The following is a 14,250-nucleotide window of genomic DNA, read 5'->3' as shown; positions in this document are numbered from 1 at the left end:
TAATAAATTACTCGTCACCGAACCAGCAAATATTACGTGCAGCCATAATTAGGTCGCCCGCTTCCTGCTCAGAAAGCTCAGTAATTTCTACTAGTTCGTCGATGCCCTGCTCGGCTAGATCTTCAAGCGTTACTACGCCCTTGCTCGCCATAACAAAGGCAAGGTGACGATCTAGGCCATCCAGGTTTAATAGGTCTTCAGCCGGCTCTGCGCCTTCTAGGCTTTCTTCGTCTTTCAATGCTTTGGTGGTCAACGCGTCTTTGGCACGATTACGCAGCTCTTCAACTGTGTCCTCGTCCAGACCATCGATTTCCAAGAATTCGCTGGTTGGTACATAAGCTACTTCTTCTAGCGTTGAGAAGCCTTCACCGATAAGTAGCTCGGCGAAATCGTCATCGATGTCCAAACCTTCGGTGAACAGGGTGATCAGCTTGTCTGACTCAGCCTGGTTCTTTTCCTGCATGTCTGCAACCGTCATTACGTTTAGCTCCCAACCTGTAAGTTGGCTTGCTAAACGCACGTTTTGGCCGTTACGACCGATGGCTTGTGCCAGGTTATCCGCTTCAACGGCGATATCCATTGAACGTGAGTCTTCGTCCATAACGATAGAAGCAACTTCTGCCGGCGCCATGGCGTTGATAACGAATTGCGCTGGGTTGTCATCGTAAAGCACGATATCAACACGCTCACCGCCCAATTCACCGGATACCGCTTGCACACGTGCACCACGCATACCCACGCAGGCACCAACAGGGTCGATACGCTTGTCATTTGATTTAACAGCAATCTTTGCACGTGAACCTGGGTCACGAGCGGCCGCACGTAGCTCGATCATCTCTTCGCCAATTTCCGGCACCTCGATGCGGAATAGCTCCATTAGCATTTCCGGCTTAGAACGAGTTACAAATAACTGCGCGCCACGGGCTTCTGGACGTACCGCATAAAGCAGACCACGAACACGGTCGCCTGGGCGGAAGTTTTCGCGCGGTAGCATGTCATCACGATAGATAACGGCTTCGGCGTTGTTGCCTAAATCAAGAATAATGGCTTCGCGGCTGGCTTTTTTAACCACACCTGTTACTAGCTCACCTTCTTGGTCTTTATAAGCTTCAACCACAAGGGCACGCTCGGCTTCACGTACTTTTTGTACGATAACCTGCTTGGCCATTTGCGTGGTGATACGGTCAAACTTGATTGACTCAATTTGTTCTTCAACGTAATCGCCAAGCTGCTTTTCTGGCTCTTCAACCTGCGCCGCTTCAAGAGTGATTTCGCGGTACGGGTTTTCTAAGCTGCCATCTTCAAGCGCTTCAACGATTTGCCAGCGACGGAAAGTGTCGTATTCGCCGGTTTTACGGTCGATAGATACACGCACTTCGATGTCGCCATCATGTTTTTTCTTTGTTGCGGTCGCTAGTGCGAACTCTAATGCTTCAAAAATTTTCTCTTTGGGGACCGCTTTTTCATTGGAAACGGCTTCCGCCACCAACAGTATTTCTTTTGCCATAGGTATTGCCTCGCTTGCCCTATTTCTTCGCACTGAAATTAAAATTTGGCGATGATGTTCGCACGCTCAATGTTGCTTATCATGAGCATGTGCTCTTGGTTATCAACATTAATTGTGATCATATCACCGTTAACTGCTACTAAATCGCCCTTGAAATTACGGCGACCATCTTGCGGAAGCTTAGTTCTCAACCTGACTTCCTCACCCACTGCATTTTGATAATGTTCTGGTTTGAACAGTGGACGATCGACTCCAGGTGAAGACACTTCCAAATCATATTCATTGGTAATGGGATCTTCTACGTCGAGGATCGCGCTAACTTGACGACTGACATCCGCACAGTTATCTACCGTAATACCGTCTGGGTGATCAATATACACACGCAAGGTGGAATGACGACCAGCTTGAGTAAACTCAAGTCCCAGGAGCTCAAAGCCTAATGCTTCGACCGCCGGAGTTAACATCTCGGTTAATGTTTGTTCGAGCTTTGTCACGAAACTTCTCCATAGAAACAAAAAAAGGGCTAATGCCCCATTTTCAATACAGATACAATAACGCCCCGAACCAAGCGGGGCGTCACACTGGAAATATTTACTCAAAAAGTAAACACTTCCTGATTTTCTGTGCGGCCTAGGGCCTAGCTTGGCGCGGGCTATATCCGTACGATAAAACCGCTGCGACGACTTAGCAAAATCACTTCCGCTAAACGCAAAACGCGCATTGCAAAGAATGCGCGACATCACATAAAGCAAGTAGAGCGAATATCTCTACCTCTTTATAAATCTGCTGCCTGAAGGGTCACTATGTACCAACTTCATTTATGGCGACTATTATAGTGCCCTAGTAATTAATAAGCAACCTTCGAGAACCGTTAGAGCCTGAATTAACAAGGCCTTTACACGAAAAAGCAAGCTCACTACATAGTTTCTAAATTTGTTTCTACTTGGGAAGTAGTAAGGCCGACAACCCATCTAAAGCTCCCCAACCAGAGACTAAACTATAAATATTGCCATGATATTCCCCAACAGAAGCATGGTGACTATAAAGATAGCGACTGTTCTGACCTTGTTGCTAAATTTCCGATCCCATTTGCCAAAGCCTAAAAAGCATAACCACGCCAATCCCAATACGATCGCTAACCCCGGATTGGCAGCCGCCAATGCCACGAAAATAATGAATTCCATTTACATCCCTTTCCCATGTTAGTGAATAGTTCTATGAGCCAATGGAACACATTCATAGAGCTCTTTAACTTATTTGCAAACCGAGGAACACTGGATTGCACTGCAAGACACCCAATGGCAATTCCAGTGTAGCAAGGATCCGTTATATTGGCGGCTCTAAAGAAAAGATTCGTCCTGGTTTTTATAAATATTAGCAGCAGCAATAGCGACACATGTGCCGCTAATTGACGGCGCCTCAGCTAATTAATAAAACTTCAATTAGTTATACCAACTCAACTAAATAGCTAATGATTCTAGCGGGCTAAATATCATGCTCTCGGCGTTGGAGTTACCCGGATTCAAGGAAAAATATTGGCTTTTAAAACAAACTCATAGTGTTTGAACGCCCCTGCATAGAGAACTGCCATGCGACATAAATACAATCCTAATCTATGCGCTCAATTTACAACCTGGGACTTGGTTAAAACGTTTAGTTTGAGTATTCAAAGGGAGAGATTTTAGCCATCTTAACAAGTACTAGTTCTATAAGAATTAAGCTCTACTACCAGAAGCTGTACTAAGAAATGTGTTGCCTAAGGCTTTGAATATTCTAAGAGAGATTAAATTATCTTGGACATAAAAAAAGTCCAAATCCCCTAATATATATTAGATAATTTGGACTTCTTGGGTTCTTAGAGAACCTTAATTTGGTGCCGTGAGCGGGACTTGAACCCGCACGAGCATAGCTCACCACCCCCTCAAGATGGCGTGTCTACCAATTCCACCACCACGGCTTAATTTTTTAGTTTGGAACGTCCGGGTTGTTAGAACCCTTTTCTTCCTCAACAGGAACATCTGATACTGGTTGCTCAACGGTTTCTACCGCTGGTGCACCTTCTAGATTTTCCCATTGATCAGTTTGCTTGATTTGACCAGCAGTTAGGTTACCTAACACTATGCTCAAAACGAAGAAAACCGTGGCCAGTACTGTGGTCGTTTTAGTCATAAAGTTACCCGCACCCGATGAACCGAAAACGGTTGCCGAGGCACCAGCACCAAATGACGAACCCATGTCAGCACCTTTACCTTGTTGAATTAGCACGAAACCAATTAAGGCTAATGCAACAATTAAATAAACTACTAAAAGAATTTCGTACATTTAACTCTATCCTTTTGCACTTTCGCAGATGCTGATAAAAGCATCTTTTTTAAGACTGGCGCCACCAATCAGGCCACCATCTATATCTGCTTGTGCAAATAATTCACTACTGTTTTGTTCATTAACGCTGCCACCATATAAGATAAGCAGTCGCTGTGCGATTTCACTGTCTAGCGAAGCGATTTTCGCACGAATAAATTGGTGTACTTGTTGAGCTTGTTCCGGCGATGCGGTTTTACCCGTGCCTATGGCCCAAACCGGCTCGTATGCTACCACAGATTGCGATAACGCAGCCACACCTAATTTTTCAATCACCGCGTCAATTTGCGCGCTGATCACTGATTCTGTTTCGTTTTGCTCGCGCTGCTGCTCTGTTTCACCAACACAAAGCACGGGGGTTAAGCCCTGCTGCTGTGCCATGGCAAATTTAGCGGCAACATCCTCATTACTTTCGCCGAAAATATGGCGACGTTCCGAGTGACCAACCAGGGCAAAGCTTGCACCTAATTCTTTGGCCAGCGAGGCTTGAATCTCACCTGTATAAGCGCCGGATTCATATTCAGAAACGGTTTGAATACCCGTTACTACACCTTGCTGCGCCGCACTCGCAACTAGCAATGCGGGAACAAAAAGTGCCACATCAACATCTTGGCCAGCTACGGCTTTTAGCTCGGGGGCCATTTCATTAAGCAGCTCTAAGGAGCCATTTAACTTCCAATTTCCAGCCACCAGGGGCTTACGTGATGCCATGTTTTACTCCATGTTCGAAAGCGGGCGAGATACTAACTCGACTCGCCCTAAGTTACAAGAAGTTATTTTTAGAGCGCCGTTTAACTGCTCACACTTTCAACAACTTGCGCGATTTTACTGCTGTAATCCAGCACCTGATTTTGGTCTTCGGCTTCTACCATAACGCGCACTACAGGCTCGGTGCCTGACTTACGCAGCAGCACCCGGCCCTTGCCCGCAAGCAGCTCTTGTGCTTCGCTTACCGCGGCGAGTACTTCAGGGTTTAGGGTCGGATCTGTGCCCGGCTGGTAGCGCACGTTGATCATATTCATCGGGTACTTAACAAAGCCGTTGCCCAGATCGCGCAGGGTTTTGTTGCTGGTCACCATAGCGGCCAGCACCTGCAGGCTTGAAATGATGCCATCACCGGTGCTGATAAGGTCAAGGTTCAACACATGACCCGAGCTTTCACCACCGATTTTCCAGCCTTTTTCTTTAAGCAACGCCATTACATAGCGGTCGCCAACCTTGGAGCGTTCAAAACCAATACCCTTGGCTTTAAGCGCATTTTCCAAGCCCATATTCGACATCACGGTACCAACAACGCCGCCACCTAACTCACCTTGCTCATGCAGGGCACAGGCAATGATATAAACTATGTCATCGCCGTCGAATACTTCTCCGTGCTGGTCGACCATCATCACGCGGTCACCATCGCCATCGTAAGCGATGCCCACATCGGCACCCTCTTCAATTACCTTACGCTGCAAGGCGGCAACATCTGTGGCACCACATTTAGCATTAATGTTCAGGCCATTGGGTTCACATGCGAAGGGGATCACCTCGGCACCGAGCTCCTGCATTACCGCTGGGGCAATATGGTAGGTGGCACCATTGGCGCAATCGAGTACGATTTTCAAACCTTCAAGGGAGTGACCTTGCGGGAATTGGCTCTTACAGAATTCGATATAACGGCCATCGGCGCTCACCAGGCGGCGCGCTTTACCCAGCTTTTCGGAAGGTACACATTCCATGTCCTGATCCATCATGGCTTCAATTTCCAGCTCCACCGCATCCGGTAGTTTCAAACCTTCGCTGGAGAAGAATTTAATGCCGTTATCATGGTAAGGGTTATGAGAGGCACTGATCACTATGCCCGCTTCGGCGCGGAAGGTTTGTGTTAAATACGCCACCGCCGGAGTCGGCATGGGGCCAAGCAAAACCACATCTATGCCCGCGGCAATAAGCCCGGCTTCCAACGAGGTTTCTAGCATATAGCCGGAAATGCGCGTGTCTTTGCCAATTATCACTTTTTTTGTGCCAATTTTTGATAGCACTTTACCCGCAGCCCAACCCAGTTTGAGGGCAAACTCAGGAGTGATCGGGTATTGCCCGACCAGGCCACGAACACCGTCGGTGCCAAAATATTTTCTGTTACTCATTCTTGTTACTCCTGTACTCTTATTCTTGCGGCTGCACATCTGTGGGCCGTAACATCGCCTGGTGCACCCGCAGCAGGTCGACGGTTTCTTGAACATCATGAACGCGCACTATGGCCGCGCCCTTTTGCATGCAAATCAAGGCTCCCGCCAGGCTGGCGCTAAGTCTTTGGTCTGCCGGTCGCCCCAGCAGCTGCCCAAACATGGATTTGCGTGAAAGTCCGGTCAATACCGGGTAGCCTAGCTGTTGCAACTGCTCAAGCTCAGCCAGTAATTGATAATTGTGTTGCAATGACTTACCAAAGCCAAAACCAGGATCCACTATTATATGCTCGGCTTTAATGCCTGCGTCGATGCAGGTTTGCGCGCGCTCGGCCAAATAGCTGCATACCTCGGCGGTCACATCCTTATAATCCGGTGCATCCTGCATGGATCTCGGCTGCCCCTGCATATGCATAAGACATACAGGAACATCCAAAGCCACTGCTGCCTGCAACGCGCCTGGTTCCTGCAAGGCACGCACATCATTAATAATATCGGCACCGGCCTGAACCGCCGCTGTCATTACCACAGCCTTACTGGTGTCTATGGAGATCACACAATCGGATTGCGCGCGTATCGCCTTGATCACAGGAACAACCCGTTCGAGTTCTTCTTGCTCAAGAACGTCCGCTGCACCTGGGCGGGTTGATTCACCACCTATATCAATAATGGTGGCGCCCTGCTCAAGCATAGCTAAGGCTCTTTTGACAGCGTCATCAAAATCGTTGTGCTGACCACCGTCAGAAAAGGAATCTGGCGTGACATTGAGTATCCCCATCACCTGTGGGGTGCTAAGGTCGAGGAAGCGACCTCGGGGTAAAGATAACATGGCTACTCTTCCCTAAAATTAAAAAGCCCAGATCCCTTAGGCGAATGCTAAGTGAGGGCAGATAGATAAGATGATCCACAAGAAGGAAAAGCCCCAATATCTTTGGGGCTTGAATTTATTACTTGTCCTCTTCTGAGCCTGGCTTTTCATCTTGTGCGGATGAAGTGCCTTGCTCCGGGGCCGATTTGTCAGGCTCTGCTGCCACTTGTGCCTTGGTGGCTTTGCGGTCATGGGCATCGCTCGGTGGACGAACTTCACGACGCGCCATTAGGTCATCAATTTGCTTGGCATCAATGGTTTCGTACTTCATCAGCGCGTCTTTCATGGTATGCAGGATATCCATGTTATCACGCAGGATTTGTTCAGCACGCTGGTAGTTGCGATCAGAGAGTTCACGCACTTCTACATCAATTGCTTTAGCTGTCTCATCCGACATACTCATGCTGCGCGAACCGCCGCGACCCATAAAGACTTCGCCTTCTTCTTCAGCATAAAGAAGTGGTCCCATTTTGGCGCTCAAACCCCACTGTGTAACCATCTTGCGAGCGATTTGTGTCGCGCGCTCAATGTCATTACTTGCACCAGTAGTTACCTTGTCATCGCCGTAAATCAAGGCTTCGGCAATACGGCCGCCATACAAGCTTGAAATCATAGATTCGAGGTGTTCTTTTGAGTGACTTACACGGTCTTGCTCCGGCAAGTACATGGTCACACCCAAGGCACGACCGCGCGGAATGATTGATACTTTATATACAGGGTTATGCTCTGGCACCATGCGGCCAACAATGGCGTGACCTGCTTCATGGTATGCAGTCATTTCTTTTTCTTGCTCAGACATCACCATGGACTTGCGCTCAGCACCCATCATGATCTTGTCTTTAGCGGCATCAAATTCGGCCATGCTCACCACGCGCTTGTTACCACGAGCGGCAAACAAAGCGGCTTCGTTTACCAGGTTGGCCAAATCGGCGCCTGAGAAACCAGGAGTACCACGGGCAATCACGGATGCTTCAACATCATCTGCCAAAGGTACTTTGCGCATATGCACCTTAAGAATTTGTTCACGACCACGAATATCCGGCAAGCCTACAACCACTTGACGATCGAAACGACCTGGACGCAATAGCGCCGGATCCAGTACGTCTGGGCGGTTGGTGGCAGCGATTACGATAATGCCTTCATTACCTTCAAAGCCATCCATCTCTACCAGCATCTGGTTAAGCGTTTGCTCACGCTCATCGTGACCACCACCCATGCCGGCACCACGTTGGCGACCAACGGCATCGATTTCATCAATGAAGATGATACAAGGTGCTGCTTTTTTCGCTTGCTCGAACATGTCACGTACACGGGATGCACCCACACCTACGAACATTTCGACGAAATCAGAACCTGAGATAGTGAAAAACGGTACTTTGGCTTCACCGGCTACGGCCTTGGCCAGCAAGGTTTTACCCGTACCAGGAGGACCTACCATCAACACGCCCTTAGGAATGCTGCCGCCAAGTTTTTGGAATTTAGACGGGTCGCGCAAGAAATCAACCAGCTCGGTTACATCTTCCTTGGCTTCATCACAACCGGCCACATCGGCAAAGGTGGTTTTAACCTGATCTTCGCTCATTAGGCGGGCTTTACTCTTACCGAAGGACATAGCGCCCTTGCCGCCACCGCCTTGCATCTGACGCATAAAGAAGATCCACACGCCGATCAACAAGAGCATAGGGAACCAGGAAATGAAAATGCTGGCTAACAGGGACTGCTCTTCAGGCTGAACACCCTTAGTGTTGACGTCGTTTTTCAACAAGTCATTCATCAGGTCTTCGTCATACATTGGCATGGTGGTTTGGAAACGCTCACCGCTGGACTTAACGCCAGTGATCGAGCCAGTGCCGCGATCAATCACGACTTCACGTACAGCACCATTGCGCACATCCTTTACGAATTGGGTGTAACTGGTTTGTCTGTCAACGCCTTCAGAGCCGTTAAAGCTTTGAAAAACAGACATTAAAACCACGGCAATAACAAGCCAGAGTATTAAATTCTTTGCCATATCACTCAAGGTGTTAACCTCTTGTATCTAAATTAATTAAGTTCAACTTTTCCCGACAACTGTACTACAGTTTGTAACCCGTCGCTACTATATATACCTCGCGAGAGCGCGGTCTTGACGCATCGGGCTTACGGATTTTTACGGTACGGAAACTCTCGCGCACGTCCTTCACGAACTGATCAAAACCTTCCCCCTGGAATACTTTGACCGCAAAAGCGCCGTTTTTCTTCAATACCTGATGACACATATCCAGTGCCAGTTCGACCAAATACATGCTGCCGGCCTGATCCGTGCTCATATTGCCGCTCATATTCGGCGCCATATCGGAAAAAACCACGTCGACGTTTTTACCATCGATACGATCTAACAAGGCGTTAAGCACTGCCTCTTCGCGGAAATCACCTTGCAGGAAGTCGACACCGGCCAGCGAGTCCATGGGCAGAATATCACAGGCAATCACTTGGCCATTATCACCCACCTGCTGTGCCAGGTACTGAGACCAGCTACCGGGAGCGGCACCTAGGTCCACCACCGCCATGCCGGGTTTGAGTAGTTTATCTTTTTGCTGAATTTCTTCGAGTTTGAACACCGCTCGCGAACGCCAGCCCTGTTTCTGTGCCTCATGAACATAATGATCGTCAAAATGCTCTTTTAGCCAGCGCTTTGAGCTCGCCGAGTGCTTTTTATTCGTCATAAATTAACACGTAACTTAATAGTAATATCTGCTAGATGGCGTTAGAATACCTGTAATTCAAGCTCGAATCAGCAAAATTTATAAAATCTATGAAACTATCCAATAAACAAAAGCAGTATCTGAAATCCCTTGCGCACCCACTGAAACCTGTGGTTTTACTGGGAGCCAATGGCCTAACCGAGGGCGTAATCGCCGAAATAGACAGTGCTTTGGATATTCACGAATTGATCAAAGTGAAGGTGCCAACCTCGGATCGCGAGACCAAGGCCCTGATTTTTGACGCTATCGTACGCGAAACCGGTGCCCATAAAGTACAAAGCATCGGCCATATCATTGCCCTGTACCGCCAAAGCGAAGACCGTAAGATTCAATTGCCACGCAATTAATCACCTCGCTTCATACCAGAAAAGGTCAGCAATGCTGACCTTTTTTGTTTTTGTACCCTGTTCTAAGCGGTGCGCGGCAAGGCCAGTACTTGGTCGATAAACTGTGTAGTAAGTTCACTAATCAAACCGCTTTCGGCATTAAGCAAAAGACTAAAGCCGACGTTTAAGCGTGGGATCACCACGATATCGGTTCTATAACCCTGGACCCAACCACTGTGGTAGTAGATGGTTTCATCATCATATTGGTAGATACGCCAGCCCAAACCATAATGAGCCTGATTAACATGCTCACCCCATATGCGGCGACGACGCTCTTTTGTTGTCAGGGTATAAGGCTGAACCTGAGTTTGCAGCGCCGCCGGTGGTAACACACTCGGGTACATACCCAATTGCGCCTTTAACCATTGCACCATATCCGCAGCACTGGCATTGACGCCCGCTGCCGGCAGCACCTTGTAATAGTTTTTCTTTAAACGTGCGGTATGCCAGCGTTTGCGTCCTCGCACATGCGGATAGGCATAGTTTTCATCCACTATCATGCCCTCATAACCTAGACTCGCATGGCGCATACGTAAGGGCTCGAAAATATCTTCCCGCACCCAGGTCTCATAGTCCTTACCACTGGCGCGCTCAATCACATCGCCAACCAGGGAAAACATCACATTCTGATAGCCATAACATTCCCCCGGTTCACACACGGGTTCAATTTTCAGCAGCTTTTCAACAATATCCGGATAAGACATGCGTGATTCTACTAGGTTGTCGTAGGCATTGGGCACCAGGCCGCTGGAGTGACTCAGTAAATGCGAGACCTTAAGGGTATTTTTATAATCCGTGCTACGCAGTTCAGGAATGTATTGATGCACAGGGGCATCCAGTTCTATAACCCCTTGCTCGGCCAACTTGGCAGCCAGTGAGCCAGCAAAGGTTTTCGACACCGAAGCAAGGCGAAAACGCGTATTCACATCAACTTGGCGCCCTTTTCTTATTTTGGTTTTACCAAAACCCAAGGCAATGGAAGGATAATCCGGATGCACAATCGACAAGGCGGCCCCTGGCACACGCTTTTGTTTAAGCTGACGCTCTAAATCGGCAACATAAGAGTCAACAAAGCCGTGCCATTGATACGCATCGGCGCCTATGGAAGCTCCATAAGCAGGCAATAAGGTACTGAAGATAAGACAGAAAGAAGCAACTAAACTCTTGGTTTTCATTATTGTTGTTTTAGCGATAACAGTTCAGATTGGGTAAATATTATCATGAACTTTGGGTTAAACTCACGTACAATGCTGTGTGGGTGTACTCAAGTATGGGTGCCTAAGCGCAGCGACAAGGGAAACTAAGAGTTATAAATAGTATGATGAAGAATTCTTTAGCACTGGCACTGCTTGGCTCGGCAATTTTGCTCAGCGGCTGTAGCAGCTTACAAACGACTTCTTTGCAACAGGCGCAAAGGGTTGCTATGCCAACGAAGCCGAGTCTTAGTGAGCGCACCTATGTTCTCGAATACCAGGTTGACCATCAGCAACCTAGGGTCAAGTCGGTGCAGCTTCCGGCTCACCCTGTTAAACGCGGACAAAGCGTGGTAATCGAAAGCGAGCAAGTAGCACTGACAGAGCGCCTACGCGATCGCCTGGTGGCCATTTTCAACGATAAATCCCTTGCGGTGATCAATGACGCCAAACAGGCGGACTATATTCTTAGCATTAATCAGCTGGATATTAGTGAGGCCGACAAGGTGGATTATCGCCTGAGCAATAGCCATATCCTCGGCGATGGTAGTCTTATTGAAGAATTCGCCGTACGCCAATGTAGCAATATTTCTGGCTCAGTCAGTATGAAACTCTTCCACCGAGCTTCCAAGGATGTGGTGTGGTTTGCCAAATCATCCATTGATACCGCCAGCTTTCAACGCAATCCCTTGCGTTATCAACTGACAATCAGCGATTACATAGATAATTTGGAGCAGGTTCAGGAGTTTGTGCAAACTCACAACTCACCGGATGCGCTCGCCGAACGTGGCGACAAGCCGGCGCCTAAAGCGCCTCGCTATCAGGTCCTGAGTAAAATCTCGGCACTGGAAAAAATCGCCGGGTCCTGTAACGACACCGAGGTGAGTGCCTTAGTACCAGATCTGCACTACTACCTCAGCGGTATTTTGCTGGAGAAGATCAATATCAACTGATCGACTGGGCTTACCGGTACACCGCCGGTGAGCCCATCTACAATTTCTTACAGTTTTCGGCGCCCAAGCAACCTACTATAAAATAAAAAGCCTGAAGCCATGCCAATTCGTACCCTACTCGCCCTGCTGTTTTTGCTTATAAGCCAACCTAGTTTGGCGACCAACCGTTATTATTCAGACAACCGTTTGGAGCCTCAACCAGGCTTTAATTGGGATTGGAGCATAGGCGCCGGTTATTATATCGAAGACTCCTATCTGATTGGCCTCGACTCCTACGATGACGGTATTGAGCCGGATTTAAATCTGGTGATCAGCTATAACAACTTCTATCTGGATATAGACCATAGCCAGTTAAGCGGCGGCATGGTCATAGGCTATTCGCTGGTCGATAAGTTCGACTGGGGCCTGGATATTGTCGGTACCAATGTGCAAGCTGGATTCGATGAAACCGGCTTGAAAATCTATGACAGGGATGTAGTAGATGAGCTCGCCGGTATCGACCGCCGCCACTATGATTTCGATGTAGGGCTGAGATTATCGCGCCGTTTTGACGACTTGCAACTGTCATTTGAGCTGATGCATGATGTTACCGGCACTCATAACTCATGGATTTTCAGCAGCTTCTTAACCCGTATCAGCCAGTATCGAAATTGGGAGCTGCGCACAGGTCTGGGTTTTAACCATTATGGCGGCGATTTCACCGATTATTACTTTGGTATTGACGCCCATGAGGCCACCACGCAGCGTCCCATCTACCAGGCCCACGCATCCCAATCCCTGGTGCTTGAATTTCACGCCGAGCATCCCTTATCACAAAACTGGGTGTTTTTAGCCGGCTGGCTCTCCACCTTATTTTCCTCTGAAATAAGTGACAGCCCGATCATTTCTCAACAATACCAGCATAAGGCCAAGGTAGGCGTACGCTATGTTTTTTAGACTCAGCGCCAGCCTTAGTTTAATGTTTGCCCTGCCAAGCTGGGCGGCGCAGCCCGAGGCGTTGTCCGCCGAACTACCCACCTTGCTCAGCACGCCAAACACCTGTGTGGCACTGCGCCAGGGGCGCACCTGTTATTCCGATATCACCCTGAATTGGCAGGTGGACAACGAAGAGCGCTACTGTATTCGCCAAAACCAAGCCACTAAGCCCCTGCATTGTTGGCAACAGCAACAACAAGGCAAACTGGTGTTTGAATTCGCCAGCAAGACGGCGCAGGGTTTTGAATTATTTCATGTCACTACGGGCAAAGTGCTCGCCCGCACCGAGGTACGAGTGCAGTGGGTGTACACCAGCGGCCAGAAGAAAAGGCGATGGAGGTTATTTTAATGAGTCAGCAACCCCTTATTTTAGTGGTCGAGGATGATCCTTCGCTGAGCGAGTGGATGCTTGAGTTTCTTGCTCAAAACGGCTATCGCGTGGGCCTGTGCGACAAGGGCAACGAGGTCGAAGCCTATGTGCGCGAGCACAATCCAGATTTAATCTTACTCGATATTATGCTGCCCGGTCTCGACGGCATTAGCGTGTGCACCCGATTACGTCAGTTTTATCAGCAACCCATTATTATGCTGACCGCCCGCGATGATGAGCTCGACGAGGTAATAGGGTTAGAAGTCGGTGCCAGCGATTATATCGCCAAGCCAGCCCGTCCTCGCGTATTGCTTGCCAGAATTAAGGCCAGTTTACGGGACATGGCCGACGATTCTCAGCCATCCGCAGAGCCGATGCATATTAAAGTGGGGCAATTGCATATAGACATGCAGGCGCACCGCGTGACCCTGGCCGAGCAAGCGGTGGAACTCTCTCATGCAGAATTTTCGTTGCTGGCCTATCTTGCCCGCCACGCCGGTGAGGTGGTTGACCGAGACTCTGTGTTCAAGGCCATCAAGGGTCGCGAATATGACGGCTTAGATAGAAGCATAGATGTAGTGATATCGGCGCTGCGCAAGCGTTTTGATGGCAATGGCGAGCAGCCGCAACGAATAAAAACCATCTGGGGCAAGGGCTATTTATTAGTTAAAGATGCCTGGCATGCGGATACTGCCGACTAGGCGCACAGGCTAAGAGGCGGC

15 protein-coding genes and 1 tRNA gene are annotated in these 14,250 nt (G+C 48.7%); 5 read left to right on the top strand and 11 right to left on the bottom strand.

Annotated features, from left to right (window positions below; all coding sequences use genetic code 11):
- Window positions 1–7 precede the first annotated feature (7 nt).
- The 10 genes from nusA to rlmE form a co-directional block, all read right to left on the bottom strand.
- Entirely contained in the window at window positions 8–1,507 is a 1,500-nt protein-coding gene (gene nusA, locus C2M34_RS12605) for a transcription termination factor NusA (RefSeq protein WP_105201059.1), read from the bottom strand.
- Between the two features lie 38 nt (window positions 1,508–1,545).
- Entirely contained in the window at window positions 1,546–2,001 is a 456-nt protein-coding gene (gene rimP / locus C2M34_RS12600; RefSeq protein ID WP_105201058.1) for a ribosome maturation factor RimP, read from the bottom strand.
- Window positions 2,002–2,499: 498 nt separating this feature from the next.
- Window positions 2,500–2,691, bottom strand: a complete 192-nt coding sequence (locus C2M34_RS12595) for a hypothetical protein (RefSeq protein WP_105213009.1) — start codon at window positions 2,689–2,691, stop codon at window positions 2,500–2,502.
- Between the two features lie 687 nt (window positions 2,692–3,378).
- Window positions 3,379–3,464 (bottom strand) — tRNA-Leu (locus C2M34_RS12590).
- Between the two features lie 8 nt (window positions 3,465–3,472).
- Window positions 3,473–3,829, bottom strand: coding sequence for a preprotein translocase subunit SecG (gene secG / locus C2M34_RS12585; protein ID WP_105201057.1), 357 nt, complete (start codon window positions 3,827–3,829; stop codon window positions 3,473–3,475).
- Window positions 3,830–3,835: 6 nt separating this feature from the next.
- A complete protein-coding gene (gene tpiA / locus C2M34_RS12580) occupies window positions 3,836–4,579 on the bottom strand; it encodes a triose-phosphate isomerase (RefSeq protein WP_105201056.1) in 744 nt (247 codons plus the stop codon).
- 80 nt (window positions 4,580–4,659) lie between these two features.
- Window positions 4,660–6,000 (bottom strand): phosphoglucosamine mutase, encoded by a 1,341-nt coding sequence (gene glmM / locus C2M34_RS12575; protein WP_105213010.1) that lies wholly within the window; start codon window positions 5,998–6,000, stop codon window positions 4,660–4,662.
- Window positions 6,001–6,019: 19 nt separating this feature from the next.
- On the bottom strand, window positions 6,020–6,868 hold the full coding sequence (folP, locus tag C2M34_RS12570) for a dihydropteroate synthase (protein ID WP_105201054.1): 849 nt from the start codon (window positions 6,866–6,868) through the stop codon (window positions 6,020–6,022).
- A 118-nt stretch (window positions 6,869–6,986) separates the two neighbouring features.
- On the bottom strand, window positions 6,987–8,918 hold the full coding sequence (gene ftsH / locus C2M34_RS12565) for an ATP-dependent zinc metalloprotease FtsH (RefSeq protein ID WP_234398815.1): 1,932 nt from the start codon (window positions 8,916–8,918) through the stop codon (window positions 6,987–6,989).
- Between the two features lie 64 nt (window positions 8,919–8,982).
- A complete protein-coding gene (gene rlmE, locus C2M34_RS12560; protein WP_105201052.1) occupies window positions 8,983–9,612 on the bottom strand; it encodes a 23S rRNA (uridine(2552)-2'-O)-methyltransferase RlmE in 630 nt (209 codons plus the stop codon).
- A gap of 89 nt (window positions 9,613–9,701) precedes the next feature.
- On the opposite strand from rlmE, the gene yhbY reads away from it, so the two are divergent.
- Window positions 9,702–9,998: a ribosome assembly RNA-binding protein YhbY gene (yhbY, locus tag C2M34_RS12555; RefSeq protein WP_105258977.1), complete on the top strand. Its 297-nt coding sequence runs from the start codon at window positions 9,702–9,704 to the stop codon at window positions 9,996–9,998.
- 62 nt (window positions 9,999–10,060) lie between these two features.
- Here the strand turns inward: yhbY and C2M34_RS12550 are convergent, their stop codons facing one another.
- Window positions 10,061–11,212, bottom strand: coding sequence for a serine hydrolase domain-containing protein (locus tag C2M34_RS12550; protein WP_105213012.1), 1,152 nt, complete (start codon window positions 11,210–11,212; stop codon window positions 10,061–10,063).
- Between the two features lie 143 nt (window positions 11,213–11,355).
- Here C2M34_RS12550 and C2M34_RS12545 point away from each other — a divergent pair, with 143 nt between their 5' ends.
- The 4 genes from C2M34_RS12545 (at window position 11,356) to C2M34_RS12530 (ending at window position 14,229) form a co-directional block, all read left to right on the top strand.
- A complete protein-coding gene (locus C2M34_RS12545) occupies window positions 11,356–12,183 on the top strand; it encodes a hypothetical protein (protein WP_158677932.1) in 828 nt (275 codons plus the stop codon).
- 99 nt (window positions 12,184–12,282) lie between these two features.
- The gene (locus tag C2M34_RS12540; protein ID WP_105258976.1) at window positions 12,283–13,119 is read left to right on the top strand and encodes a MipA/OmpV family protein; all 837 of its coding nucleotides are present in this window, start codon (window positions 12,283–12,285) and stop codon (window positions 13,117–13,119) included.
- A complete protein-coding gene (locus C2M34_RS12535) occupies window positions 13,109–13,507 on the top strand; it encodes a DUF3019 domain-containing protein (RefSeq protein WP_105201048.1) in 399 nt (132 codons plus the stop codon). The genes C2M34_RS12540 and C2M34_RS12535 overlap by 11 nt, the downstream gene beginning before the upstream one ends.
- Window positions 13,507–14,229: a response regulator transcription factor gene (locus C2M34_RS12530; protein WP_105258975.1), complete on the top strand. Its 723-nt coding sequence runs from the start codon at window positions 13,507–13,509 to the stop codon at window positions 14,227–14,229. The genes C2M34_RS12535 and C2M34_RS12530 overlap by 1 nt, the downstream gene beginning before the upstream one ends.
- Window positions 14,230–14,250 lie beyond the last annotated feature (21 nt).

Origin of the sequence: Pseudoalteromonas sp. T1lg88, assembly GCF_002964765.1 — a bacterium.
Lineage (GTDB): Bacteria > Pseudomonadota > Gammaproteobacteria > Enterobacterales > Alteromonadaceae > Pseudoalteromonas.
Note: the sequence above shows the minus strand (reverse complement) of the source record. Positions and strands in the feature narration are given on the sequence as shown.